Source organism: Bhargavaea sp. CC-171006, assembly GCF_009761675.1.
In the GTDB taxonomy this organism is placed as follows: Bacteria; Bacillota; Bacilli; order Bacillales_A; family Planococcaceae; genus Bhargavaea; species Bhargavaea changchunensis.
This window is the reverse complement of record NZ_QUZH01000012.1, coordinates 1-25,683: the sequence shown is the minus strand read 5'-3', so window position 1 is coordinate 25,683 and position 25,683 is coordinate 1. Positions and strand designations below refer to the sequence as shown.

The window sequence follows — 25,683 nt, the reverse complement described above, 5'->3', positions numbered from 1 at the left end:
GATGGAATTCCATATGACCATCCTGGTGGGCATCCTCGTGACCGTGGCGGTCTATCTGCTGCTGTCCCGTAATATGGTCCGCATCATCCTCGGCACAGCCGTCCTGTCACACGCCGTCCATCTTCTGCTTATCACGATGGGCGGAGCGGGTGAAGGCAAGGTGCCTCTTCTCCGGGAATCCGAAGGGCCTTATGCCGATGCGCTTCCGCAGGCGCTGATCCTGACGGCGATCGTCATCAGCTTTGCGACCACTGCGCTCCTGCTCGTGCTGGCCTACCGGACATACGAGGAAAGCGGATCCGACAATATGAACACCATCAGGAGGATTGATCGTGAATAATATTCTTGTCCTCCCGATGCTTCTCCCGCTGCTCACCGGATTTGTTCTGTTTTTCCTGCGCCCTTCCGTGAAGGCGCAGAAGATTGTCAGTATCCTGTCGCTCCTGTCTCTGGTCGCCGTCTCTGTCCGGATCCTTTTCAAGGTCCGGGAGGATGGCATTATCCGGCTTGATTTCGGAGGCTGGGAGCCGCCATTCGGCATCCTGTTTGTCGGGGATTCGTTTTCCGCACTTATGGTGCTCACGGCCTCGGCCGTCTCCACACTCGTCATCGCCTATTCCTTCACATCGACGGAACGGCGGATGGAGAACATGTTCTTTTATCCGTTTGCATTCTTCCTGGTCGCCGGGGTCAACGGATCTTTCCTGACAGGGGATATGTTCAACCTGTTTGTCTGTTTTGAAGTCATGCTGCTGGCATCATACGTGCTCATCACGCTTGGCGGCGGCAAGGTCCGTCTTGCGGAATCGATGAAGTACATCGCGATCAACGTAGTGGCGTCCTGGTTCTTCCTCGTCGCGCTTGCCTTCCTGTACGGGACGGTCGGCACGCTGAATATGGCACACATCTCCGTCCGCGTCGCGGAAGCGGGGCAGGGGCCTCTCCTAAGCGCGATTGCGGTCGTGTTCCTGATCGTATTCGCGCTGAAAGCGGGACTTTTCCTGTACTTCTGGCTGCCGGGATCGTACAGTTCGCCGCCGGGGCCGATCGCGGCCCTGTTCGCGGCGCTCCTCACGAAAGTCGGTGTGTATGCCATGTTCCGGACGTTCACGCTCATCTTCTATCATGATGAGTTCATTATCCAGACCATCATCGGCACGATGGCGGTTCTCACGATCATCGGCGGCTGCCTCGGTGCAATCGCCTATACCGACATCCGCCAGATTGCCTCGTACAACGTCATCATTGCGGTCGGATTCATGATTATCGGACTCGCGGTCTTTAATGAAGAAGCGTTCAAGGGCTCTGTATTCTATCTGATCCATGACATGGTCATCAAAGCGCTCCTGTTCCTGATCGTCGGGGCGATGGTTTATCTGACCGGCAAGACGAAGATCACCGAAATGAGCGGGCTGATCCGGAATTATCCGGTGCTTGGCTGGCTGCTGTTCCTGACAACGCTCGGCCTGGCCGGCATTCCGCCGCTCAGCGGATTCATCGGCAAGATGTATGTCGGCCTTGGGGCGGTCGAAGGCGGGAACTACTTCCTGCTCTTTATCGGATTCGCCTCAAGCCTTGTCGTGCTGTATTCGATGCTCCGCATCTTCATGAACTGCTTCTGGGGCGAGACGATCATCAACAGGGAAGATCAGCGTCTCTTTCCTGCGAGGCGCCTGATCCCGATCGCGCTGCTCGGTGTCCTGACGGTCGGCATCGGTGTCGGTGCCCAGGCGCTTGAGCCGTTCGTCTCCGATGCGGTACGCGTGATGGCCAATCCCGATCTGTATATCGATGCGATCCTCGGGGAGGTGGGTTCATGAACAAGTTTGCCGGAGACGGAGGATTCGGGGCGACGGCCGCCCAGTTCCTCCTGAACCTGTTCATCGCATTCCTCTGGATGCTGCTTCTGGACGAGGACGAGTTCCGTGCGACGACATTCATCGCCGGATTTATCGTCGGGATTTTCATCGTTTTCTTCATGCACCGGTTTTTCGGTACCCAGTTCTACCTGCGCAAGTTGTTCGCGATCATCAAACTGGTCCTGATTTTTAACTGGGAATTGATAAAATCTAGCGTTTCGGTCATCGCGCAGATCCTGAGTCCGACATTAAAGATCCGTCCGGGCATTTTCCGCTACGACACGGTGCTTGAAAGTGATGTGGAAGTGACGATGCTGTCCCTGCTGCTGACACTCACGCCGGGCTCCGTCGTCATGGAAGTGACCGAAGACGGTCAGGGGCTCTACATTCATGCGATGGACCTCGACACGTCGAAAGAATCGCTTCTTGCGCAACTGAACAATTTTGAACAAGCGATCATGGAGGTGACGCGATAATGGTGGAGACCCTCATGCTCATCTCGCTCGTGCTGTTCTCATTCACGATTCTGATCGCGGTCTACAGGATCATCAAGGGGCCTTCGAAGCCGGACCGTGTCATCGCGCTGGACATGATCGGTGTGAACCTGCTGGCTTCGATTGCAGTCGTGTCGTGCATCCTCTTGACGAAAGCATTCATGGAAGTGATCCTGATCCTCGGTATCCTGAGCTTTATCGGGACGATCGCCTTCTCGAAATACATAGAGAGGGGGATCATCGTTGAACGCAGACACAATCGTTGAATACATTGCGGCGATCCTCATGGTGACCGGCGGCGTGATGAGTGTCGTCAGTGCGATCGGTCTGATCCGTCTGCCGGATGTCTACACCCGGTCACACGCGGCGACAAAGAGTTCGACGCTTGCTGTATTGCTCTCGCTTCTTGGCGCATTCCTCTATTTCTGGGCAGTCGAGCGTTTTATCGGCGTCAGGCTCCTGCTTGGGATTATCTTCGTCTTCCTGACAGCACCTGTAGCGGGACATGTCATTATCCGTGCCGCTCACAGGTCGGGCGTCAAGCTGGCGGACATCTCCAAAGGGGATGAACTGGAGGAAGCCAGAGATAAACTCAGACAGGAAAAAGAAAGCAGATCCGAAGGCTGACAGCCCTTCGGATCTGTTTTTTCTTATAGGGTAGCTGCCCCCCAGGAAGGATTTTCCGGAAAAGGGGAGAATCAATTGGGGCAGGGGGGATGATGAAATGAGAAAGTGGCCGAAGTGGCTGCGTTTGATCCTATATGCATTAGGTGCGTGCATGGTGTTGGGGATTGCCGCACTGATTTACGTAAACGTTTACATAGGCAGGTCCGCCCCGGTTACCGAGGGCGAGCTCCGCGTGCCGGTGCTGGAGTCGGAAGTGACGGTCGTGCGCGATGGCAAAGGTGTGCCGCATATCCGTGCGGAGTCCGATGCGGACCTGTACCGGGCACAGGGGTATGTCCAGGCGCAGGACCGGCTTTTTCAGATGGATCTGGCACGCCGGCAGGCATCGGGAAGGCTGGCTGAAGTAGTGGGAGAGGCGGCTGTACCGTCCGACAAGCTGTTCCGCACGTTCAGCCTCCGCCATGCGGCAGAGCAGTCGCACGAAGGCTACGGAGAGGAAGCCAGGCAAGTGCTTGGCTGGTTTGCCGAAGGGGTGAACGCCTATATCGGCCAGGCCAAAGAAAAAGGCAATCTGCCATACGAGTTCAGCCTGCTCGGCTACGAACCGGAGGAGTGGACGCCGCTTGATTCCCTCACAATCGGGAAGTTCATGGCGTATGATCTCGGCGGACACTGGCAGGCGCTGGCATTCCGCCACTGGGCGGTGAACCAGTTCGAAGGGGAAAAGATGGAGGAACTGTTCATCCATTACCCCGCGGACGCGTCCACGGTCATTGAAGCGAACCGGGCAAACCCGGTCCGGGTCGCAGGGGCGTTTGATCCATCACTCATCCCGCCGGAGTTCAACGGCAGCAACAACTGGGTCGTTTCCGGAGACAAGACGGCTTCCGGAAAACCGCTTCTTGCCGATGATCCGCATCTTGGGCTCACGACTCCGTCCATTTGGTATGAGATGCACCTGGAGTCGCCGGAACAGAATGTCGCAGGTGTCATCTTCGGCGGCATTCCGGGAATCATCCTCGGCCACAACGATGAGATTGCATGGGGCGTGACGAACGTCGGGCCGGATGTACAGGACCTGTACATTGAGAAGCCGAACCCGGAAGACCCGACGCAGTTCCTCTATGACGGGGAATGGGAGCAGGCGGAAGTGCGCGACGAGCCGATTCAAGTGAAGGACGGGGAGACTGTGGACTTCCGTGTGGTGACGACGCGGCGCGGTCCGGTCATTTCAGACCTGATGCTGGAAGAAACGGGGCCTGGCGCTGTGCTTTCGATGCAGTGGACGGCACTCGAGCCTACACGGGAGCTTGAGGCTGTGCTGACGTACAACAAGGCTTCGGATTGGGAAGAGTTCGAGAAGGCTCTGGAAAACTTTAATGCGCCGGCACAGAACTTTGTCTTCGCCTCGAAGGACGGTACCATCGCCTACAAGGCGAACGGCAACATCCCGATCCGCAAAAAAGGGGACGGACAGCTGCCGGTGCCGGGAGATTCTCCGGAATATGGGTGGGAAGGCTATATCCCGTATGATGAGCTGCCGGTTGCCGTCAACCCGGAGGAGGGATTTATCGCCACCGCGAACAACCGGGTCATCGGGGAGGACTATCCTTACCACATCACTGAATTCTGGGCGCAACCCTACCGCTATGAGCGGATCGCGGAAGTGCTCCGCGAAGGCGACGACCTCACGCCGGAGGACATGATGGCCCTCCAGATGGACGTGGAAAATCTGTACGCACGGGAATTTCTCGATGACATGATCGGATCGCTTAAGGCGACGGGCACGGCAGAAGAATACGCATCCGCCGTCCGGCTTCTCGAAAACTGGAACCTCGAGGATGATAAGGACCTCGGGGCACCGCTGATCTTCCATAGATGGATCCAGCAGCTGCCCCGGACGATGTTCCGTTCCTCAATGCCAGGGGATGTGTATGAACTCATGCCGGGCAAGAACCATCTCACCGATGAGATGATGCGGCAGGCCTATGCAGGGAACCCGGGCGCATGGGTGACGGGTTATGGCGGAGTGGATGCCTGGGTCACCGACTCGTTCAAACGTGCGGTCATGTCGATCGCGGACGCCTACGGGGACGACGTGGACGACTGGAAATGGGGAGATTACCACCAGCTCGTCTTCCCGCACCCGGTCGGCGGCGCCTCGCCGATTCTGGAACGATTCCTGAACCCGCCGCGCACGCCGGTCTCCGGCTCGCATATCACCGTCCAGGCTGCCGGATTCAACTATGACGGCACCGCCGACCATGGTGCGTCCTGGCGGTTCGTCGCCGATCTCTCGGACCTCTCACGAACCTGGCATATCGTCGGTCCCGGCCAAAGCGGCCATGTAAAGTCCGACTGGTTCCATGACCAGGTGGACGACTGGGTGAAAGGGGACTATCACGAAACCCGTATCGACGGGAAGGCGGAAGGCGACGAACTGAGACTGGTGCCGTGAAGTGTGGAATTGCAATAAGGCGCGTGAGTTGCCACAAGGAGTGCGGATTTGCGATTTGGCTCACTGAATTGCCGCACGGGCTGCCGATTTGCCGCATGGGGCCTGGATTTGCCGCATGGGCTGCCGATTTGCCGCATGGGGTCCGGATTTGCCGCATAGGTCGCCGATTTGCCATAAGGAGTGCGGATTTGCGATTTGGCTCACTGATTTGCCACATGGGCTGCCGATTTGCCACATGGGGCCCGGATATGCCGCATTGGCCGCTGGTTGCCACAAGGAGTTCGAATTTGCCGCATGGTGCCCCGACTTGAAATAAGGAACTGGGAGTTGCAATAAGGATCCACGAATTGAATCAAGAAGCCAGGAGTTGCAATAAGGGCTGCCGAAATGAAATATAGCAGTTTGACTTGAAATAAGCGGGCGGATCATCCGGAGAGAGGGGAAGAAAGTGAGAAGGTTTATAGTTGGCGCGTTAATTGCCGCGGGTCTCCTGTCAGCCTGCAGCGACCCGGAAGTCACGAGTTTCAGTGAACTCAATCAGATGCCTGGCGATGTCTGGGAACAGGTTGATCCCGACCTGACCCTTCAGTTGCTTAATTCGAAAACCAAGTCTTACATCGTTTTTCAATCCGAGCAGGCAGTAGCCGCAGATTACGAAATCGAGGACAAAACGGTCATCATCAGGCTGGAAGAATCCGGTGAAACAAAGGACGTTGTGGATACCCACGTCTATGAACTGAAGACAGACGCCAAACAAGACACGATCGAAGTCAGGGTGAACGGGAAGCAGAAGCCGTTTGATAACGTGACCGGTTTTTGAGGCGGAAAAAAGAGAACTTCCGATGACCCGGAAGTTCTCTTTTTACTTAAGCAGCATCACCGGAATTCCGCTTTCCTGACAACCCTTCCTTTCCTGCCGGTTGTCGTCTCTGCGTGGAGGAGTGACTGAAGGACAGCTTCCTCGGTCGAGGCGATTGCCGCTTCGAACAGGTCGTTCATGATAGGGTGGTCATCCTTGATGATTTCCCGGGTGACAGTCATTTCCTCACCGCCGTGCGAGGTCAGCAGCCCGTTCGAGAAGGCGATGATGATGTCGCCGCTCCCGTTGTGGATGTGGGTGCCGGTCCGGCCGAGTCCGATCGCGGCCCGTCTGGCGATCCGCTTTAGCTGGCGGGCTCCAAGAGGGGCATCGGTCGCGACGACGATGATGACCGAGCCGTCCGGACGCTTTTCCTCTTCGGCAACCGGTGTTTCGGGAGTCGGCTCTTCCGGCGCCACCCAGCCCGGGAAGCGGCATTCATGGCCGCGGCCGAAATTGGTGAGTACGAGGGTGCCGACGGTGAATGTCCGGCTGCCTGCCTCCACGACGCGGGAAGAGCTGCCGATGCCGCCTTTCGCGCCGTAGCAGATCATGCCCTTGCCGGCACCTACCGCGCCTTGCTCAAGTTCTTCTCCCGAAGCCTCATGGATGGCCCGGACTGCGTCTTCCGGACGCACGGCCATTTTCCGCATCGAGTTCAGATAGCTGTCGTTGCACTCGCCGACAACAATATTGAGTGAACTGGTCGAATCCCCGATCGCCGGGTTCTCGTCCAGCATGTATTGAAGTGTGCCTTCAAGCACCGCGCCGACACTGAACGTATTTGTCAGCATGATCGGCGATTCCAATACGCCGAGTTCCTCGACCTGGACGAGCCCTGCCGTCTTGCCGAAACCGTTCAGGACGAACGAGGCAGCAGCCGGTTTTTCTTTGAACCAATTGCCACTGTGCGGGAGAATGGCCGTCACTCCCGTGCAGAAATAATCGTCTCCGTCCCCGGGCCGGTCAAGCGTGACATGTCCAACCGACACCCCTTCCACGTCCGTGATGGCATTCCATTTCCCTTTGTTCACTGCTTATTCCCCCTTATGTATCTGCTCTGTCTTCCATTATCTCAAAGTTCAATCACAAATGGGCACACGAAAAAACCGTCCCTATTTGAGGACGGTTCACTTCACAAGAAGGACAGGGCATTCGGCGCGCTTGGCGACTTTATGGCTGACGCTGCCGAGCACCATCTCCTGGAAAGCATTTAATCCGCGGCTGCCGACAATGGCCAGGTCGTAGCCGACCGAATTGATGAATTTGACGATTGCAGGTCCGGGTTCCCCGAACTGGATCTGCAGTCCGGGCCGGATTCCCTTGTCGCTGAAAATGGCGAAAACCTCGGACAGCTGGTCACGGACACGTGTTTCCAGTTCTTCCTTTGTGACATTTTCATACTCCTGCGGACGGGAGCGGTCGTGGTCGACGACATAGAGCAGGTCGACGGATGCGCCGGTTGATTTTGCGATTATGGCGCCGTGCTTGGCCGCCCGCCTGGAATGGGCGGAGCCGTCCACGGCGATAATGATTTTTTCGTACATTCGTCCGGTATCCTCCTTCGGTTTCCGGAAAGGGCGGATGCGAACCGCCCGCCGGCGCCCGGCCAGCCGGACGCGGGGAAACGTTCTCTATGTAATACTATATTCCCTTCCTGCCGTTTGAAAACCTTTTGAACCAAAAGAAAAACAGCCGGGCCTCATTTTGATGGCCTTGATTCCTTGTTCAGGCGAGCATAAAATGGGGTGGCCGGGACAAGACGGGACGTTTGTTCACGCTTGCCGGAAATGTATAGCGGCTAAGCCGGAAAACGTTGTGTATAATTAAAGAAACGATTGTTGTTTGCCATAGCATGAATTTGGCCGCGCCGCTCTTTAGGTTTACGGAGCGGCCGACGCTCCGGGTTGCAGCTTTTGCGCCCTGGACACGATGATGCGGCAGGGGGGGACACGGATGAAACTGACGGAATGGACGATGCAGGAACAGGAAGAACTCATCCACTTCATGACGGAGAACAGCTGGCCGTATCATGGCATACCGCATCCCGCTCGGGAAATGATCGAGAAAGCGATCGATGACGGCGGTTACGAATCCGACGAGGTGAAGACGTTCTGGGTGGAGACCGAGGACAGGGAGAAGGTCGGCATCGTCAAGCTGTATGACATGCAGGATGAGATTCCGGTGTTTGATCTGCGGATAGCGGAAAGGGCGCGCGGCAGGGGGTTCGGCCCGCGGGCGCTCCGGCTGGTCTGCGATTATGTGTTCAGCATGCCGGACAAGAAAATCCGGCTGGAAGGCCACACCCGGCAGGACAATGCCGCAATGCGGAAAACCTTTGAGCGGGCAGGCTTCGTGAAAGAAGGCCATCTGCGCAGGTCATGGTACTCCCCGAAAGAGGACTCTTACTATGATGCCGTCACGTACGGAATCACGCGGGAGGACTTTGAAAGTGGCAAGACGACCCCCGTGGAGTGGAACGACCGTGAAATTGCTGCGGCAACCGACCACCAGGGACGTCCGCCGGGCTTTACGGATGAGTTCCGCTCGGAGCGGCTCCTGATCCGCGCCCCGCGCGTGGAGGATGCAGCCGATGTTTATGACGCGCTCACCTATTCCCATCCGGAGCTGAAGGAATGGCTCCCGTTCGCCAAGGACAAGCCGACGCTTGAAGGCGTGGAAGACAGCCTCAGGAAAGCGGTGGCCGATTTTATCACCCGTAAAGATCTTCGTCTGCATATTTACCGGCTGGAAGACGGTGCGTTTATCGGTTCATCCGGATTGCATCGCATCAATTGGGAGATACCTAAATTCGAAATCGGGTACTGGATCGATACCCGCTACACAGGCCATGGCTACATCACGGAAGCTGCGGAGCGGATCACCCAGTTTGCCGTGGAAACCCTCGGGGCCAGGCGGGTCGAAATCCGTTGTGATACGAAGAACATGAAGAGCCGTGCCATCCCGGAAAAGTTGGGTTATGAACTCGAAGGCATCCTTAAGAATGATGATGTCGCCTCGGACGGCAGCCTCCGCGACACCTGTGTTTATGCAAAAGTGAACTGAATGCTGCGCCGGCGGGACCGGGATTTTCCGAATATCAAGCAAGCGCGACCAAATGTGAAGCATGTCATCATGCAGCACGAGGCCAAATAAAATAGGGATGCCGCCAAATCAGCGGCATCCCTATTTTTAATGTTTATTCCTGCCGGTGATCAGCTGGAAGATGAAAATGATACCGGCGATGATAAGGACGATGTGGATCAGACCGCCGAAAATATCAAGAAGGAAGCCGATCAGCCAGAATGCGATCAGAATCAAAATGATCCACCAAACGATTTTGCCCATGAAGTCACCCGCTTTCCGTCTTTCTCTGTTAACCAAATCCTACCCCTGCTTGTTCCCGGATAAACCGGTCCGGGCATCCTTTGCTCCGTGCTATAATGGACGGACAGGCAATGGAAGGGGCGGATCTGGTATGGCGACGCCGAGCATGGAAGACTATCTGGAACAGATCTGGCTGAAATCGGCAGCAACGGGGGAGGCACGTGTTTCCGACATCGCGGAAGCGCTGGAAGTCCTGCCGTCATCGGTCACGAAGATGGCGAGGAAGCTGGACCGGGAAGGCTATTTAGTTTACGAACGCTATAAAGGGTTAATATTAACTTCAAAGGGTGAAGCGTTCGGCCGGAAGCTGGCCGGCCGTCATGAGCTGCTTGAACGCTTTCTCCGCCTGATTGGCGTGGATGAAACGCATGTCTACAACGATGTCGAGGGGATTGAGCATCATCTGAGCTGGGATGCAATTGACCGCATCACCGAACTTGTACACGTCCTCGAAAGAAATCCTGCTATGCTGGACCAACTGGAGCGCTATCGGGCGGCGGATCGTGCGGACGAAGAAAGGGAGAGATAAATATGGCAAAGGCCGAATCCGGGCGAATCATCGAGGCGCTCGCGGAACGGCGGGAAGGCTCCCGCTGGGTGCTGTCCTGCGACGGACAGGAATTTAATATGAACGCTTCAGAAGCGCCGGAGGAATTGAATGAAGGCGACAGGCTGAAAGTATTTCTCCACCCGGACCGGCGCGGCAACCTCGTCGCGACGAGCCGGCTGCCCCGTATGGAAGTGGGGTCATACGGCTGGGCGGAAGTGATTGACACGGACGGGCGGGACGGCATCCGGACAGACATCGGATCGTCCGTCGAAGTCATCGTCAATCCGAAGGACATGCCGCAGCTCAAAGAGCTCTGGCCGGAGCCGGGTGATTGCCTGTACATGACGCTTCGCATGGATAAGGGCGGCAATCTGTTCGGAAGGCTCGTCACCGAGGAGCGCATCAAGGATGAGTATGTCGACGCACCGGCAGCTCTTTTCAATAAAAACCTCAAAGCCCGGGCGTACCGGCTGCTTCCGGTCGGGGCATTCATGCTGAGCGAGCCGCAGAAATACCGGATCTTCGTCCACCATACCGAAATGAAATTTGAGCCGAGGCTCGGGCAGGAAGTCGAAGTCCGGGTGATCGGCATCCGCGATGATGGCTCTCTTAACGGCTCCCTTCTTCCACGGAAAGAGGAACGGATCGGCGATGATGCAGAGACGGTAATCCGGTATCTGAACGGAGCCGGCGGCAAAATGCCTTTCACGGACAAGTCAGCGCCCGACGAAATCAGTGAAATGTTCGATATGAGCAAAGCTTCTTTCAAGCGGGCGATCGGCAAGCTGCTGAAAGAACGTAAAATCGTTCAGGAAGACGGCTGGACATATTTAAAGGATGCCCAGCGGGATTCATGAAACTTTTTACCCTCCTCGCCCGTTCATATGGGTGAGGAGTTGCTTTTGCATCCAGGAAAGGGGAAAACCTCATGAACAAAAAGAGAAGATGGGTATTGCCCGCAATATTGGCACTGGTACTTTCCATGTTGACGGGACCTGCCGTTTCTGCCGAGCCTGCGGTCGATGAACGTCTAGGTGTTCCGATTGTCGTATACGGCGCGGACCTGACCGCGGACCAGAGAGCGAGCGTGGAAAGCAGCCTGAAGGTGAAGGAAGAAGCGGAAGTCGAGGAAATCACCGTTTCCGGACAGGATCTGGGCAAATACATCCAAGGAGCGAATCCTCGGGCGCGGATGTATTCGTCCGCGAAAATCACGGTGACAGAGCCGGGAAGCGGACTCGTCATCCAGATTGTCACTCCGGACAACATCACCCAGGTTACGTCGGATATGTATGCAAATGCAATGCTTACAGCGGGAATCGAAGATGCCGATGTCGACGTCGCGGCACCGAAACCGGTCACTGGCCACTCCGCGCTGGCAGGCATCTACAAAGCGTATGAGGCCAGCGGCGGCACGCTTGATACCGAACGGACGGACGTTGCCAACGACGAACTTACCGTTGCGACAGAGCTCGCCGAAAAGTCGGGTGTTGACGAGCAAAAGGTGACGGAACTTCTTACCGAGCTGAAGCAGCAGATCGCCGAACAGAACCCGGCGACGAAGGAAGACGTGGAGCGGATTGTTACCGAGCAGCTCGACAAGCTCCAAATCGAACTGAGCCCCGAAGACCGCCAGCTTCTGGTGGACCTGATGGACCGCATCCGCCAGCTTGATATCGACTTTAGCAAATGGTCGGATCAGCTCGGACAGTTTGCTCAGGACTTCAATGATAAATACGGCGACAAAATCCGTGAGACAGTGAACGATGAAGGCTTCTGGCAGAAAGTCAAAGACTTCTTCAATAACCTGATCGACTCGGTCCGCTCGCTGTTCAGCTGAATCTGAAAAAACGGATGCCCGGCAGTTTTGCCGGTGCATCCGTTTTTGTTGTTCTATTCAAAATGGCCGGGTCCGGCGCGAAAGTGACGAATCATGCTTCGAAAGTGATGAATCGGCCCATGAAAGTGATGAAACGACCCACGAAAGTGATGAAACGATCCATGAAAGTGATGAATCGACCCACGAAAGTGATGAAATGACCCACGAAAGTGACGAATCCCTCTGGAACGGTTTGGACGGCCGTCATCGAATCCGCTGGTCCAGCTCCGTATGCCATGACTTGGTTTCATCCGGGTTGACGCCCGTAATGAAAACGGGGCGATTGGTTGTCTCGATCAGCAGAATGGGCGACTGCTTCCTGTCGACGAAAAGAAGGGAAGAACCATGGCCTTCGACTGAAAAGTGTCCTTTGGCGTAGTCGGCAAAGCCGAAGCCATTTTCTTTATAGTGAATCTTAGGCATTGTTTCGAGAAGTTTTGCGGAGCGGATGTCCGAGTAGGGAATCTCTTCGCCGTACATACCGGAAATCTCCACTGCCGAACCGCCCAAAGTGACATCCGGCTGTTTGGCGCCGATAAAGAGGAGGACCGTTGTCCCGCCGATCACGACAACTGTCATGATGACCGAGGTGAGAAAGGCACGCTTCCTCTTGTAAGGGACTTCGCGGCGCGACAGGATGATAAGTCCGCCGAACAGGACCAGCATCATAAAGGCCATCTGCAACTCGAACGTATAGCGGAAACCGGTTAATTCGAGCGGCATAAGGAGAAGAAGCCCCGCCGAGATGATCAGGAACAGGCGGCCGACACCCTGCGGGTAGCCGTTATCGATCAATTGTTTTTGTTCTTCCTCAGGGCGCGTGGCAAATCCCGAAATGAACATATAGGAACGCCTTTTAAGGATCAGGTAGGCGAACAGGGCAAATAGAATGATCAGTAATAATTGTGTCCAGAAAATCAGCGACATGGTCAAATTCCTTTCCGGATGGGGTATGTCTATTAAGTGTAGCGGGGAAGCCCGCTGATTGCAAAATGCTTCCTGAGGGTATAAGATAACAAAAGGAAATCATCTCGAATTCAAGATAAAGGAGTGGGGAAATATGCAACTCGGAGGAATCCACCATGTCTCGGCCATCACGGCCAGCGGAGCCAAAAACCATGACTTCTTTACCAGGGTGCTGGGCATGCGGCTTGTTAAAAAAACGGTCAATCAGGACAGCACCTCTATGTACCACCTGTTTTATGCAGATGCGGTCGGCACGCCGGGAACGGATATGACGTATTTTGAAATCCCGATGGCAGGACGCACCTACCCGGGGGTCTCTTCCATCAGCAGTACCGGATTCCGGGTCAAGTCCGTAGAGGCACTTGAGTTTTGGATCGGCCGGTTCGGGGAACTTGGCGTGGAACATGAAGAAATCCGGGAACGCAACGGCCGGAAGACGATCGCCTTCACCGACAACGAAGGATCACGACTCATGCTCATTGCCGATGACGGTTCGGGCGTCCCATACGGTATCCCCTGGAAAAAATCAGATATTCCAGAAGAATTTGCGATTGTCGGTCTTGGTCCTGTAAAATTGACGGTACGTCACCCGGAACGCACGGAAACCGTACTGACGGAAGTGCTGAACTTCCGAAAGTCGGGCACTTATCCGTCCGATGTCCCCGGCATGCCGGACATCGTCGTCTACGAGACCGGCGAGGGGGGAGCAGGCGCGGAAGTGCATCTCGAGACCCGTCCCGACCTGCCGCCGGAGCGGCCTGGCAGGGGCAGCGTCCACCACGTCGCCTTCCGGGTTCCGACCTTCGGGGACTACGACAAATGGCTGGAGCATCTTGAGCGGGCAGGGTTCCAGACAAGCGGTAAAGTGGACCGTTACTATTTCCGGTCGATTTACTTCCGCGAGCCGAACGGCATCCTGTTTGAACTGGCAACGGATGAGCCGGGCTTTGACTCGGATGAACCGATGGACTCACTTGGCGAGACATTGGCACTGCCGCCATTCCTTGAGCCGAACCGCCGGGAGATCGAGGCATCGCTCAGTCCGCTTGAGCTTGACTGAGCGTCGTTCCGGGTACACAAATGGGGAAAGGGGAGTTAAAACATGGAATTTGAACTGAAGGAACTTGGCAGTGATGGATATGCATTCGTGCATGAAGAGAACGGCAAGCGTGATGCTGAAATCACCTGGACGATGATGGGGGATGTGATGGTGATGGACCATACATTCGTCGACCCGTCGCTCCGGGGAGGAGGCGTGGCGAAAAAGCTGCTCGACCGGGCGGCCGACTATGCCCGTGAAAACAACTACAAGATGGAAGCGGTATGTTCTTACGTTGTGACGGCATTTGGCCGCTATGATGAATATGAGGATGTCAAGGCAAAATAAGCACACGAAAAAAGCAATCCGTTCCGTTGGGCGGATTGCTTTTTTATGTTTGGCAGTGGCAGATTGTCATAAAGTCCTCCCTCAGAATGTGATGAAGAGCAGGATTGCGGTAAGAACAGACGATCCGGCAATGGCGTACATAGCATCGGACTGACTGAAGATGAGTTTCTTTTCCATGGGTTCGTCTCCCCCTTTTTTCGATTAATAAGTTGATAGTGTATTTCTACCCCGCTAAATGTCTGGGTAAACCTTCCAGACCACGCTTGATTTAAAAAAGATGAAACCCCCTCGTGGTCTCATCCGTAAGAAGAAAGTAGAATAAAAGAAAAAGAAGAGGTGTCACTAAATGGAACCAAACTCTTTCAACCGTCCGTTCAAGCGGACTGGCGAGCGTGTGCTCGGAATCATCGGCCTGGTGTTCAACGTGCTCGGAATCATCCTGACATTCGCTTTGAACAATTTCATGAAGATGATGACGAACGACCCGCAGTTCCAGCAGGAATTCGAGGCGGAAATCTGGAATGACCCGAACTTAACCGAAACAGACGCACAGGCGATTATCGATATGATGTACATGGGTATGGACTGGATGGTCAGCTTCGGCTGGTTCTTTATCGCCGCACTCGTCATCAGTACTGTGCTGATTGTGGTCGCGCTCATCCAGCTGAATAAAAACTCAAAGCTAAGCGGGATTCTGTTCATCATCGCAGGAGTTCTTGCAGGTATTTTGTCGCTTACTTCGATTTTGCTCTACATCGCAGGAATCATGTGCTTCGTGCGCAAGCCGCCTGTTGTTGCGGAAACGGCCTATGACAATGACCCGATGCGGCCACTCTGATAAGTGCCTCAAGCAAAGTGCTCCGGTCCGATGGCCGGGCACTTTGCTTTTTCTGTACCACGATTTAATGGAACCCTTTAGAAAAATGAGATAAAAGATATTGGAGATTAAACCATAAAAAAAGCACCTGCTCATACAAGAGCGGGTGCTTTGAGGTAATAGACATATTGTGCAGTGGACGTTGGATAGCCTTCGAACAGCTCGTCAAATTCCTCAAGAAGTTCAAAGCCCTGTTTTTCGTAGAACAGGCGGGCTCCTTCGTTAAGGCTATCAACGTAGACGAACAGCTGATGGCCGTCCTCAAGGGATGAAATGCCGGCTTCAAGAAGTGCCGTGCCGAACCCCATGCCCTGGTAATCCGGCAAGAGATACATATCGGTCAGTTCAGCATCGCCGTCTTCGTCAACATGGGTGAAGTTGGCAAATCCGACCGGGCGCCCTTCATGTTCCGCTATCAGCATCGTGGTCTTTTCCAGCCGTTTCATCATCATCGGGGAAGCATAGGCTCGTGTGAGAAAGGACTCCTGGACATCTTCCGGGAGAATGCCCTGATACGTATCATCATAGCTGACCGCCGCGATCTGCCGGACGGTCTCGAAATCATGTCGTGTCATCAAACGGATCATGGAAAAGGTCACCTCGGAAATAGATTTCCATCAACTATAACAAATAAATCGATCCTCCGATATATGTTGTGGAATAATGTAATCAAATTGAAATGAAAGAAGTGGGAAAGATGAAATGGACGGTTAAAAACTTTGCGGAACTGACTGCGGACGAACTCTATGAAATTCTCAGACTGCGTGTCGATGTGTTCGTCGTCGAGCAGGAGTGCCCATATCCGGAAATCGACGGACATGACCGGGCTGCTCTGCACCTGTCCGGGTGGGAGGGTGATACGATTGCAGCCTACGCAAGGATCATCAAGCCCGGAGAAGTACATGAAGATCCGGCGATCGGCCGAGTCATCGTCAGGAAATCCCACCGGGGAAAAGGAATTGCGCGTGAGCTTGTCGAAAGGGCAAAAGAGGTTGCCGCAGAACGTTACGGCGATATCCCTGTGCATCTTTCGGCGCAATTACATCTGAAAGAATTTTATGCATCCTGCGGATTCCGGCCGGTTTCCGAACCCTATGATGAAGACGGAATCCCCCATGTGGATATGCGGCTTGTGGTTTCCTGCGGCAAGTGAAGGGGTATACTTCACTATGAACCCATACATGACCGAAATTGGAACTGGAGGATGATGGAAATGGCAAGCAAAAATAAGAATCTCTTATTGGCAGGCCTCGCGGCGGGTGCCTACGCGTATTTCAGCAAGAAGGAGAACCGTGACAAGGCAATGGTCGCCTTCAATAACCTGAAGACAAAAATGGATTCGTTTGTGGAATCACAGAAGGTTAACCGTAACTACGAGGACACGAAAGCAGGCCTTTCCGATCCTTACGACTTCCAGGATAATGACATGGTCGCCGAAGGTGCACAGACAAGCGTCCATTACTACAATCAGGAAGTGGAAGACAAAAAAAGCAAGAAGAAGAATCCAGACGAAGACGGACTGTACCACAAAAAAGAAACCGGTCAGCCTGCCGGCCAACAAAAGGCGAGCCTCGGCAGCAATGATGAGACGGCCGAGCAGCACAATGAAGACACGGATTCCGTCACGACGGAAAATCGGGTCAATACCGATAAACTGTAAGACGTTTCCGCAAAGAGCCCATCCATTTCGGATGGGCTTTTTTGCATAAATGTGTGAAAAATAACCGCGTTAGGGTATAGAATGAGTATTTAAGAAAACCGGAAGGACGTGTGTCATGGAAAAAGGGAAGGCAGTCTTTATCCTGAACCCCTCTTCGGGGAAGGAACTGGCGGAAACCTATCGCGAACTGTGCATCCGGGTTTTGGAGGAGATGGGCTATTCCGTCGAAGTCCGGGCAACGGAGAAGGAAGGCGATGCGACTGCCTTTGCGCGGGAAGCGGCGAGAAGCGGGCATCCTCTCGTTGTCGCAATGGGAGGGGACGGCACCGTGAACGAGGCGATCAACGGGCTGGCCGGGGAACAAGACCGGCCGGACTTTGCCCTGATCCCGCTGGGCACAGTAAATGACTTTGCAAGAGCCTTGTCGATTCCGCTGGATCCTGAAGACGCAATCCGCGGACTTCCGGAGTTTGTTGCAAGGCCTACTGATATCGGCCTGGCCGGCGACCGTTATTTTATGAATATCCTCGCTGTTGGCAGTCTTGCCGAAGGAGTGATGGACGTACCGGTAGGGGAAAAAACGCGTTTTGGTCCGCTTGCTTACGCTGCACACGGACTGCAGACGCTGCTTTCGGATGAGAGGAACCAATTCACCATCACTCACGACGGAGGCAAATGGACCGGGCAGGCATCGCTGGTGCTTGCGGCCCTGACAAATTCGGTGGGCGGTTTTGAGAAGATGAATGCCGGTGCCAGGACAGATGACGGGCTGCTCCACCTGACAGTGATCAAGCAAGTGAAGCTGCCGGGACTGCTAAAAATGTCCGCGTCACTGCTCCTTGGAAAGCTGCAGGACGAGGGGGCGGTCGAGAAAATCCGGACGACCCATGCCCATATTGAGACGGATGAGCCGCTTTCCTGCAACATTGACGGTGACGAAGGAGGAAACACTCCGATCGCAATCAAGGTCCTGCGCCGTCACCTGAGGATATTGGCGCCGGAACCAACGGAAGGAGAATGAGCATGAGGAAAAGAGGTGCAGCAGGATGAAGGACCCGGGTCTGCAGTATATGACCAACCTATTCATGGACCGGGTCGAGGTATTGAAGTCGTACGATCGGAGCGAGGACTTTTATCATCTCGAAAAGGATTTGCTGGAAGCGGTGTCCGAAGGGGACCGGGCCAGGGCCAAGGATCGGCTGAACCACATCGTCATGATGGTCAAAGATATTGCCGGCGACCGTTGGGTGAAGGATGTATCCAATTATTACATCATCTTCGCTGCGCTGACTGCCCGTTTCCTCATGGTGCCGAAATTCCCTCCTGAATGGGCCGTTGCGACAAACATCACCGCGATGCGGATCGTGGACCGCAAGTCGGGAACCATGGACATCACGGAGACAACGAACGACCTCGTTGAATTCTTCATACACGTCCTCGAAGGCCGGGACAAGCCGGAACTCTCCCACCCAATTGTCAACGACATCATCCAGTTCATTGACGCCTCGATTGAGGATCCGATCACTGTTGACCAGCTGGCAAAGCGGGCCGGCATCAGCACGAGCCATCTCTCGCGCATTTTCCGAGAGCATGCCGGACTGACACTCATCGACTATATCAATATGCGGAAAATCGAGGAATCCCAGTTTTTCCTCCGCAATACGGACATGAAGATCGCGGAAGTGGCGGAGCGCTTCAGTTTCTGCAATCAGAGCTACTTCACCAGGACGTTCAAAAAGTATACAAAAGTGACGCCGAAGCAGTTCAGGGAGCGAAAGGACATCAATTACTTCACTTCATTTGTGCCTGGAAGCGGTGAAGATGCCGTGACATAAATTGAAAAGCCTGCAGCGGGTGGTGTATACTACTCTATAGTCTAAAAAAGTTGTAGGTGAATCGATTGAATAAGCGCATCGGGCTGATCCTGACATTGGCAGCTGCAGCGTTGCTCCTTGGCGGATGCTCCAGCGTCCAGAACAAGGAAGGCACGTTCTATAACCTTTTCGTACGGCCGATGGACTGGTCCCTGGAATCCCTCGGGACTTTCTTCAACGGCAACTATGGATTGGCGATCATCGCCATCACAGTCATCATCCGTCTGATCCTCATGCCGCTCATGCTGAGAAACTATAAGACCCAGCAGGCGATGAAAGTGAAGATGGACGCACTTCGTCCTGAGATGGAGGACATCCAGAAGCGCATCAAGGAAACGAAGGACAAGGACGAGCAGATGAAGCTCCAGCAGGAAATGATGGGGCTTTACCAGAAGCACGGTGTCAATCCGCTGAACATGGGATGCCTGCCTGTCCTGATCCAGATGCCGATCATCATGGGCCTTTATTTCGCCATCCTGTATTCCCAGGACGTCAAGACCCACCAGTTCCTCTGGTTCAATCTCGGCTCGCCGGATATGATCATGGCCCTTGTTGCAGGCGTTGTCTATCTCCTGCAGGCCCGTGTGTCTCTCTGGACGATGCCGGAGCAGCAGCAAAAGCAGATGAAGATGTTCATCTATATGTCTCCGATCATGATCACGTTCATCTCCTTTACGGCGATGTCCGCACTCCCGCTTTACTGGGCGGTCAGCGGTGCGATCCTCGTGATCCAGACCTATATCGGACGGAAGTTCTATTATGAACATCCTGAAAAGGCAGTCGAGCAATAAACCGGGTAATAATCCCGGTTATCAGAACAAACGGCAGTGGCCCGGGAGTCTCATGCGAGGCCGGGGGCACTGCCGTTTTTCTGCTTATGATCAATTAAAAGGGGATGAGGGGGATGTCTAAGGAAAAGCGGTGGTTGTTCGGAATCGGGATTGCGGTGGTGTTCATCCTGACGCTGGTCTTCATTGTGCGGCAGGCGATGCATGCGGCGGGACTGTCGATGGCGCTCCTGTTTATCCTGACGAATACTGCGCGTGCCGCAGGGTTCAGGGAGCGCGGCATGATGCGTGAAGCAAAATGGATGAATTTACTGGCCGGATTTTTCGCCATCCTGTTTATCGTCCTGGCGGTCATGCTCTTTATCTGACCACCCCATACAAAAACGCGCCGGTCATTTTTGACCGAGCGCGTTTTCTGTCTTGCCGCCCCTTGCAGGGACTAGATGTTCCCGCTCTGCGAGCAAAGCATCCAGCTTTTCCATCAATTGAAGTATGTCCTGGATCGAGATCGGTTTCATGAATATGCCCCTTTGCCCTTGTTTACCAAACTATACGGACAAGGGAGTGGGCATTTGTCCGTAGTCCGATAAAATGGTTCTTTAGTAGGAGAAACGGTTTTTCGTGGAGAAAACGATCAGGGCTGCAGGGACGGTGCAAATAATCATGCTGAGGAACGACAGCGCGGGCCGGACTTCGTACAAAGCACCGCCGAGCAATGTCAGGAATGCCGTGCTCAGGCTCATGGCAAATGCGGCATACAATGCCTGTGAAGGTGCAATCAGGCGTGTCGGCAGCTTTTCTGATATGTAACGGATAAATGCGACATGTGCGATGCCGAATGAAGCCGCGTGCAAAGCCTGCGTGAGGGTAAACATCCAAACGGTCGGCACCAGGAAGATGAGCACCCAGCGCAGCGTGGAGCCGGCCGCGGCAAGAAGGAACATCCGGGAAGCCGGCATATTGCCGAACAGCCGGTCCGCGACGCCAAAAAACAGGATTTCGAACAGGATTGCGACATTCAGCACGAGCCCGATTGTGAAACTCGCCACGCCAAGGTCTTCCAGATAAACGAAACCATAGTTGTAGTAGGAAGCATGCGCACCCTGAAGCAGGATCGAGATGGTGAGGACAGTCAGGAAGCCCCGGTCACGGACCAGTTCGCGGAAAGCCCCGGATCTCTTTTCCGAAGGTTTCTCTGTCTCGTCCCGGTAGAGCGATGCGGGAACGGCCGTATATTGTGCACCCAGCATGAAAAGGAGTCCGGCGAACATCATCCATAGAATGGCATCATTGCCGAACAGGTCTGTGACCGCCCCGATGATCAGAACGGCAGCCATATAGCCGGCCGAGCCGAAAGCGCGGCTCCGGCTGTAATTGATCCGATCTTTCTGGATCAGGACGGATGCGCTTGTCTCCATCGCCGGCAACAGGTTCGGATAGACGATATTAAATGCCGCGGTGACGACGAGGATCGCCGTGTAGGAGCCGGCCGGTATGTAGACCAGGGCAATGAGGAAAGACAGCGCAACACCTGTTTTCATCACACCCGTGATCGGGAAGCGCCTGGCTGCGGCAGGGAACAGGAAAAGAGTCGAAAACGCCCTGATGAACATCCCTGCACCCATGACGGCCCCCGCCTCAAAGACGGTGAGGCCTTTGGCGGAGACGAGCCAGCCTGTCCAGTAGGGCAGGAAGATACCCCAGGTAAAGAAGAACGCGAAGAAATTCAGGGAGAGCCAGCGGGATTTCATATCGGATTCCTCCGCATGTAATAGATTCGTCACAAAAGCATCATAGCATAACGGAGAACGCCGCGGAATGGGGCCGGATATGGTACGATAGACCAATGGGAAATTCACGAAAGAAGGGTCACCGAGAATGGGCAGAATGAAAGCACGGAAGCAGAATCGCGACCGGAAAGGCGTATGGATCGCGATTCTCGCGGCAGTCACACTACTGGTCGGCGGAGCAGCGGTCTTTGCCGGCATGAACGGTTGGGATGCCGAAAAGATCAGGGGTGTGCTCGGCGGAGGCACGTCCGGACAGGTACAGGAAACCGGCGGAACCGGGACGGAAGAGCCGGATACCGGCGAGACTTCACCCGAGGAAGAAGAAAGTCCCGAAGGCGTGCAGCTGCCTGCAAGCGGCACGACGGAGCCCGATCCCCTGGAAGGCATCGGGGAGTACGTGGAAGGCCGCGAACTTCCTGCAGAGCCGACATATATTGGCGGCATCCTTTTGGCAAATAAAAAGTATCCGCTTCCTGCCGGCTTTGCGCCCGGTGAAAATCCCGAGGCGCGTGAAGCATTCGAAGAAATGAGTGCGGAAGCGCTTCTTGAGGGATTTGACCTGGACGCTTTCAGCACATTCCGGACTTATGAGCGGCAGCAGGAGCTGTACGAACGGTATGCCGAGCGTGACGGAGCCGAGGCGGCGGACCGATACAGCGCCCGTCCCGGATATTCCGAACATCAGACCGGCCTCGCTTTTGATATCGGGGAGGCGACACAGCCCGAGCATTATGCCAGTGAATCGTTCGGTGACACGCCGGCGGGGCAGTGGCTTCTCGAAAATGCCCACCGGTTCGGCTTTATCCTCCGATATCCGGAAGGCAAGGAAGACATCACCGGCTATATGCACGAGTCGTGGCACTACCGCTACGTCGGCAAGGAAGTGGCGGGGAGGATCCATTCGCGCGGCAGTACTCTGGAGGAATATCTTCTGGTGCCGGATGGCCGCGTGAAACCGTCAGAACCGGAGAAATAAGAAAGCATCCTGTTTTCAGCTTATTTCTAAGTGATTACCGGTGCCTGCTGGAAATCAGCATCTGATAAATGAAATCCCTCCTGCGCGGTGCAGACACCGTGCAGGAGGGATTTTCGCTTGTTCATAAAATCGGTGACAGAAGCCTTGAGACGGATTCCTTGAACCGGATGTTGGTATTGCGGTTCTGGTAGGCTTCCAAAGTCAATTCCGTGGAAAGCCTCTTATCTTGTTCGAACAGTTCAGCGAGCTCCCGGGACTTCTCCCGGTCGTAGATAAAGGCATTGATTTCGAAGTTAAGTTTGAAGCTGCGGACGTCGATGTTGGCGGTTCCCACTGTCGCCACCTCATCATCGACGACAATCATCTTCGCGTGGATAAAGCCGTTTTCGTAGATGTAGACCCTGGCCCCCGCCTTAAGCAGGATGCCTACATGGGAATACGTCGCCCAGTACACAAACATGTGATCCGGCTTGTTCGGAATCATGATTCGGACATCGATTCCCGACAAGCATGCGATCCGGAGCGCATCAAGGAAGCTCGCATCCGGGATAAAGTACGGCGTTTGGATATAGATGTACTTTTTCGCCAGCTGGATCATCTTCAGGTAGCCGTCTTTGATCTGTTCCCATTGTTCGTCCGGGCCGCTCGATACAATCTGCAGGCCGACGTTGCCTTTTCGGGGGATGGCCGGGAAGTAGCGTTCATGGTACTCGATGTCATGGGAGGCGGAAGCCTGGTTCCAGTCCAGTGTGAAACGGGTTTGGAGCGGGTGGACCGCGCTGCCTTCGATCCGGAGGTGGGTATCACGCCAGTAGCCGAACTTGCGGTTCAGTCCGAGGTACTCATCGCCGACGTTGAAGCCGCCGACGTAGCCGATCCGGCCGTCAATGATCGCAATCTTGCGGTGGTTCCGGTAGTTCATCCGGGGGTTGATGAGCGGGAGGATGGCAGGGAAGAACGCCTCCACCTCGCCGCCCACGGCTGTCAGATCGCGGAAATGGCGCTTCCTGAGCCCTCGGGATCCGATATCATCGAAAAGCACCCGCACTTTGACACCGCTTTTTGCTTTCCGGATAAGCGTATCCAGGATGCGCTGTCCAAGATTGTCGAGTCTGAAAATATAGTATTGGATGTGGATATGGTCTTTGGCGTGCTCGAGGTCTTCCAGCAGCGCCTCAAACTTCTTGCCCCCGTCGTTGAAAATCTCTATGTGATTGTCCTGTGTCAGGAGGGCATGATTATTCCTGAGATGCAGATAGACCATATCCCGGTAGTGGGCGGTATCGTCCAGCCGGAAGTCGAATGTGCCATCCTCTATCGCTTCGATCTGGTAGTTGACAAGCTGCTCGATTCCGATCTTGTTCCTGTCTTCCCAGCGGAACAGCTGTTTTTTCCGCAGCTGTCTGCCGAACATCAGGTATATGAAGAATCCGAACACGGGGATGAAGAACAGGACCAGCAACCAGGCCCAGGTAGATGTCGCATCGCGTCGCTCAAGGAAGATCAGGGCAACCGCGAGGAAAATGTTCAGGATAAAGACCGCGACCGTCGCGTACGTGATGAACTGTGCCATGAAAACCTCCAGTTGCGTATGATCTGTCTAAGGACAGTATACCGTTAGCCCGCCAAAAACACGAATGGAGAGGGGCCGGCCGACGAGAATACCTACTTGACTTATAGGATTAAACCTTATATTCTATTGCTTGTGCTTTTTGCAAACCGCTCCTTTTCGGAGGATCATGATAATAATTGGAGGAATTACTATGAATACCTGGCTGGTTGTCATCAACGTCGCCGCCTTGCTCGTTCTCGTCGGTGTCCTGTTTTATATGCAGCGCCGGCATGTCTCGTTCTCGAACCGGGTCTTTGCCGGTCTTGGCCTCGGGATCCTGTTCGGCCTGGCCCTTAATCTCATCTACGGTACGGATTCGGAAACCCTGGCTGATTCCGTTGACTGGTTCAATATCATCGGCTCCGGATACGTCCGCTTCCTGCAGATGATCGTTATGCCGCTCGTCTTCATCTCTATTCTTGCTGCGTTCACAAAAGTCACGACCGGCAAAAACTTCGGGAAGACGGCAGGCCTCATCCTCGGCATGCTGGTCGGTACGACAGCTCTTGCTGCTGCAATCGGCATCGGTTCCGCGGTCGCCTTTAATCTGGATGCCTCTGAACTCGTGCAGGGCTCTGCTGAAATGGAACGCGGAGCGGCGCTTGAGGAGCGCTCGGCGGAAGTGGCGGATAAAACACTTCCTCAGCAGATCACCGAGCTGATCCCGTCCAACCCGTTTCTTGACCTGACCGGTGCACGCCCGACCTCGACAATCGGTGTTGTCATATTCGCAGCGTTTCTGGGCGTCGCCTATCTTGGCATCGCACGGAAAGAACCTGAAAATGCCGCGATGGTGAAAAAAGGGATCGATGCCATCTATGCGCTTGTCATGCGTGTCGTCAAGCTGATCCTCCGCCTCACGCCTTATGGCATCCTGGCAATCATGACCCGCACGGTCGCGACATCCGATTTCGGGGCGATCGCCAACCTCGGCAAATTTGTCATCGCTTCTTATGTGGCGCTGATCGCCATGTTCCTGATTCATCTGGTGATCATCACGCTGAACGGCCTGAACCCGATCACATATCTGAAGAAAACGTCGGAGACGCTGCTCTTCGCGTTCACTTCCCGTTCCAGCGCAGGTGCACTGCCGCTCAACATCAAGACACAGACGGACCGGCTCGGCCTGCCTGATGCAACCGCAAACTTCGCGGGTTCGTTCGGGCTGTCAATCGGCCAAAACGGCTGCGCGGGCATTTATCCTGCGATGCTGGCCGTCATGATCGCACCATCCGTCGGCATCAACCCGCTTGATCCCGGTTTTATCGCTACACTGATTGTCGTGGTCGCCATCAGCTCGTTCGGCGTGGCGGGCGTAGGCGGCGGTGCGACCTTTGCCGCCATCCTCGTCCTGTCGGCGATGAACCTTCCTGTCGCGCTTGCCGGTGTGCTCATCTCCGTCGAACCGCTCATCGACATGGGGCGCACAGCTCTTAACGTCAGCGGTTCGATGACGGCGGGCGTCACGGCGGCCAATGTGAACAAAGAAGTCGACCGCGATGTCTACAACGGGGATATCCGTTCCCAGCCAATCGATGCTTAAATGAAAAAAGATGCCGTCCACTCAATGGACGGCATCTCAGACTGTAGACAAAACGTACCCAGATGAAATCTTTCTGGGTACGTTTTGTCATTCATGT

General features: G+C 54.7%; 30 protein-coding genes. 22 read left to right on the top strand and 8 right to left on the bottom strand.

The genetic code is table 11. The annotated features are described in order from the left end of the window. Window position 1 precedes the first annotated feature (1 nt). The 7 genes from DZC51_RS04695 (at window position 2) to DZC51_RS04665 (ending at window position 6,258) form a co-directional block, all read left to right on the top strand. Complete coding sequence (locus DZC51_RS04695) at window positions 2-340, top strand: Na(+)/H(+) antiporter subunit C (RefSeq protein ID WP_063181867.1); 339 nt, start codon at window positions 2-4, stop codon at window positions 338-340. After that, entirely contained in the window at window positions 333-1,820 is a 1,488-nt protein-coding gene (locus DZC51_RS04690) for a Na+/H+ antiporter subunit D (protein ID WP_157294220.1), read from the top strand. The genes DZC51_RS04695 and DZC51_RS04690 overlap by 8 nt, the downstream gene beginning before the upstream one ends. Further along, window positions 1,817-2,335, top strand: coding sequence for a Na+/H+ antiporter subunit E (locus tag DZC51_RS04685; protein ID WP_157294219.1), 519 nt, complete (start codon window positions 1,817-1,819; stop codon window positions 2,333-2,335). The genes DZC51_RS04690 and DZC51_RS04685 overlap by 4 nt, the downstream gene beginning before the upstream one ends. After that, window positions 2,335-2,619 (top strand): Na(+)/H(+) antiporter subunit F1, encoded by a 285-nt coding sequence (locus tag DZC51_RS04680; protein ID WP_157294218.1) that lies wholly within the window; start codon window positions 2,335-2,337, stop codon window positions 2,617-2,619. Before DZC51_RS04685 ends, DZC51_RS04680 begins: the two co-directional genes overlap by 1 nt. Further along, a complete protein-coding gene (locus DZC51_RS04675; RefSeq protein WP_157294217.1) occupies window positions 2,597-2,980 on the top strand; it encodes a Na+/H+ antiporter subunit G in 384 nt (127 codons plus the stop codon). The genes DZC51_RS04680 and DZC51_RS04675 overlap by 23 nt, the downstream gene beginning before the upstream one ends. Window positions 2,981-3,077: 97 nt before the next feature. After that, window positions 3,078-5,438, top strand: coding sequence for a penicillin acylase family protein (locus DZC51_RS04670; RefSeq protein WP_157294216.1), 2,361 nt, complete (start codon window positions 3,078-3,080; stop codon window positions 5,436-5,438). A 448-nt stretch (window positions 5,439-5,886) separates the two neighbouring features. Then, the gene (locus tag DZC51_RS04665) at window positions 5,887-6,258 is read left to right on the top strand and encodes a hypothetical protein (RefSeq protein ID WP_157294215.1); all 372 of its coding nucleotides are present in this window, start codon (window positions 5,887-5,889) and stop codon (window positions 6,256-6,258) included. 56 nt (window positions 6,259-6,314) lie between these two features. Here the strand turns inward: DZC51_RS04665 and DZC51_RS04660 are convergent, their stop codons facing one another. Continuing rightward, on the bottom strand, window positions 6,315-7,331 hold the full coding sequence (locus DZC51_RS04660; protein WP_157294214.1) for a DmpA family aminopeptidase: 1,017 nt from the start codon (window positions 7,329-7,331) through the stop codon (window positions 6,315-6,317). A 96-nt stretch (window positions 7,332-7,427) separates the two neighbouring features. Next, window positions 7,428-7,844 (bottom strand): universal stress protein, encoded by a 417-nt coding sequence (locus tag DZC51_RS04655; protein WP_157294213.1) that lies wholly within the window; start codon window positions 7,842-7,844, stop codon window positions 7,428-7,430. Window positions 7,845-8,253: 409 nt separating this feature from the next. Here DZC51_RS04655 and DZC51_RS04650 point away from each other — a divergent pair, with 409 nt between their 5' ends. Beyond that, window positions 8,254-9,363 (top strand): GNAT family N-acetyltransferase, encoded by a 1,110-nt coding sequence (locus DZC51_RS04650; protein WP_157294212.1) that lies wholly within the window; start codon window positions 8,254-8,256, stop codon window positions 9,361-9,363. A gap of 126 nt (window positions 9,364-9,489) precedes the next feature. Here DZC51_RS04650 and DZC51_RS04645 read toward each other — a convergent pair whose 3' ends face one another. Next, complete coding sequence (locus tag DZC51_RS04645; protein ID WP_143059391.1) at window positions 9,490-9,645, bottom strand: lmo0937 family membrane protein; 156 nt, start codon at window positions 9,643-9,645, stop codon at window positions 9,490-9,492. Window positions 9,646-9,775: 130 nt separating this feature from the next. On the opposite strand from DZC51_RS04645, the gene mntR reads away from it, so the two are divergent. From mntR to DZC51_RS04630, 3 genes are all read left to right on the top strand, one after another. Beyond that, on the top strand, window positions 9,776-10,213 hold the full coding sequence (gene mntR, locus DZC51_RS04640) for a transcriptional regulator MntR (protein WP_157294211.1): 438 nt from the start codon (window positions 9,776-9,778) through the stop codon (window positions 10,211-10,213). 2 nt (window positions 10,214-10,215) lie between these two features. After that, window positions 10,216-11,091 (top strand): CvfB family protein, encoded by an 876-nt coding sequence (locus tag DZC51_RS04635; protein ID WP_157294210.1) that lies wholly within the window; start codon window positions 10,216-10,218, stop codon window positions 11,089-11,091. 71 nt (window positions 11,092-11,162) lie between these two features. Further along, the gene (locus tag DZC51_RS04630) at window positions 11,163-12,074 is read left to right on the top strand and encodes a DUF1002 domain-containing protein (RefSeq protein ID WP_157294209.1); all 912 of its coding nucleotides are present in this window, start codon (window positions 11,163-11,165) and stop codon (window positions 12,072-12,074) included. 243 nt (window positions 12,075-12,317) lie between these two features. On the opposite strand, the gene DZC51_RS04625 is transcribed toward DZC51_RS04630, so the two are convergent. Beyond that, window positions 12,318-13,040: a DUF3784 domain-containing protein gene (locus tag DZC51_RS04625; protein WP_157294208.1), complete on the bottom strand. Its 723-nt coding sequence runs from the start codon at window positions 13,038-13,040 to the stop codon at window positions 12,318-12,320. A gap of 133 nt (window positions 13,041-13,173) precedes the next feature. Here DZC51_RS04625 and DZC51_RS04620 point away from each other — a divergent pair, with 133 nt between their 5' ends. From DZC51_RS04620 to DZC51_RS04610, 3 genes are all read left to right on the top strand, one after another. Next, window positions 13,174-14,139 carry a ring-cleaving dioxygenase gene (locus DZC51_RS04620; RefSeq protein WP_157294207.1) on the top strand — a complete coding sequence of 322 codons (966 nt, stop codon included), beginning with the start codon at window positions 13,174-13,176 and terminating at the stop codon, window positions 14,137-14,139. A 42-nt stretch (window positions 14,140-14,181) separates the two neighbouring features. Next, a complete protein-coding gene (locus DZC51_RS04615; RefSeq protein ID WP_157294206.1) occupies window positions 14,182-14,466 on the top strand; it encodes a GNAT family N-acetyltransferase in 285 nt (94 codons plus the stop codon). 346 nt (window positions 14,467-14,812) lie between these two features. After that, window positions 14,813-15,304, top strand: coding sequence for a DUF4064 domain-containing protein (locus DZC51_RS04610; protein ID WP_157294205.1), 492 nt, complete (start codon window positions 14,813-14,815; stop codon window positions 15,302-15,304). Between the two features lie 131 nt (window positions 15,305-15,435). Here DZC51_RS04610 and DZC51_RS04605 read toward each other — a convergent pair whose 3' ends face one another. Then, window positions 15,436-15,930 carry a GNAT family N-acetyltransferase gene (locus DZC51_RS04605; protein ID WP_157294204.1) on the bottom strand — a complete coding sequence of 165 codons (495 nt, stop codon included), beginning with the start codon at window positions 15,928-15,930 and terminating at the stop codon, window positions 15,436-15,438. Window positions 15,931-16,040: 110 nt separating this feature from the next. Here DZC51_RS04605 and DZC51_RS04600 point away from each other — a divergent pair, with 110 nt between their 5' ends. The 6 genes from DZC51_RS04600 (at window position 16,041) to DZC51_RS04575 (ending at window position 20,033) form a co-directional block, all read left to right on the top strand. Then, window positions 16,041-16,496: a GNAT family N-acetyltransferase gene (locus DZC51_RS04600; protein WP_157294203.1), complete on the top strand. Its 456-nt coding sequence runs from the start codon at window positions 16,041-16,043 to the stop codon at window positions 16,494-16,496. 60 nt (window positions 16,497-16,556) lie between these two features. Further along, the gene (locus DZC51_RS04595) at window positions 16,557-17,003 is read left to right on the top strand and encodes a hypothetical protein (RefSeq protein WP_157294202.1); all 447 of its coding nucleotides are present in this window, start codon (window positions 16,557-16,559) and stop codon (window positions 17,001-17,003) included. A 115-nt stretch (window positions 17,004-17,118) separates the two neighbouring features. Continuing rightward, the gene (locus DZC51_RS04590; protein WP_157294201.1) at window positions 17,119-18,024 is read left to right on the top strand and encodes a diacylglycerol/lipid kinase family protein; all 906 of its coding nucleotides are present in this window, start codon (window positions 17,119-17,121) and stop codon (window positions 18,022-18,024) included. Window positions 18,025-18,049: 25 nt separating this feature from the next. Beyond that, entirely contained in the window at window positions 18,050-18,838 is a 789-nt protein-coding gene (locus DZC51_RS04585; RefSeq protein ID WP_157294200.1) for an AraC family transcriptional regulator, read from the top strand. A 65-nt stretch (window positions 18,839-18,903) separates the two neighbouring features. Next, window positions 18,904-19,668 (top strand): membrane protein insertase YidC, encoded by a 765-nt coding sequence (yidC, locus tag DZC51_RS04580; RefSeq protein WP_157294199.1) that lies wholly within the window; start codon window positions 18,904-18,906, stop codon window positions 19,666-19,668. A gap of 113 nt (window positions 19,669-19,781) precedes the next feature. Beyond that, entirely contained in the window at window positions 19,782-20,033 is a 252-nt protein-coding gene (locus DZC51_RS04575) for a hypothetical protein (RefSeq protein ID WP_157294198.1), read from the top strand. A gap of 24 nt (window positions 20,034-20,057) precedes the next feature. On the opposite strand, the gene DZC51_RS16335 is transcribed toward DZC51_RS04575, so the two are convergent. Together DZC51_RS16335 and DZC51_RS04570 are read right to left on the bottom strand one after the other, a co-directional pair. Continuing rightward, window positions 20,058-20,183 carry a hypothetical protein gene (locus DZC51_RS16335; RefSeq protein ID WP_255448105.1) on the bottom strand — a complete coding sequence of 42 codons (126 nt, stop codon included), beginning with the start codon at window positions 20,181-20,183 and terminating at the stop codon, window positions 20,058-20,060. Window positions 20,184-20,264: 81 nt separating this feature from the next. Further along, the gene (locus tag DZC51_RS04570) at window positions 20,265-21,416 is read right to left on the bottom strand and encodes an MFS transporter (protein ID WP_157294197.1); all 1,152 of its coding nucleotides are present in this window, start codon (window positions 21,414-21,416) and stop codon (window positions 20,265-20,267) included. Window positions 21,417-21,543: 127 nt separating this feature from the next. Here DZC51_RS04570 and DZC51_RS04565 point away from each other — a divergent pair, with 127 nt between their 5' ends. Further along, a complete protein-coding gene (locus tag DZC51_RS04565) occupies window positions 21,544-22,431 on the top strand; it encodes a M15 family metallopeptidase (RefSeq protein WP_157294196.1) in 888 nt (295 codons plus the stop codon). 121 nt (window positions 22,432-22,552) lie between these two features. On the opposite strand, the gene cls is transcribed toward DZC51_RS04565, so the two are convergent. Then, complete coding sequence (gene cls / locus DZC51_RS04560; RefSeq protein WP_157294195.1) at window positions 22,553-24,004, bottom strand: cardiolipin synthase; 1,452 nt, start codon at window positions 24,002-24,004, stop codon at window positions 22,553-22,555. 190 nt (window positions 24,005-24,194) lie between these two features. Here cls and DZC51_RS04555 point away from each other — a divergent pair, with 190 nt between their 5' ends. Then, window positions 24,195-25,586, top strand: a complete 1,392-nt coding sequence (locus DZC51_RS04555) for an L-cystine transporter (protein ID WP_157294194.1) — start codon at window positions 24,195-24,197, stop codon at window positions 25,584-25,586. Window positions 25,587-25,683: the final 97 nt, after the last annotated feature.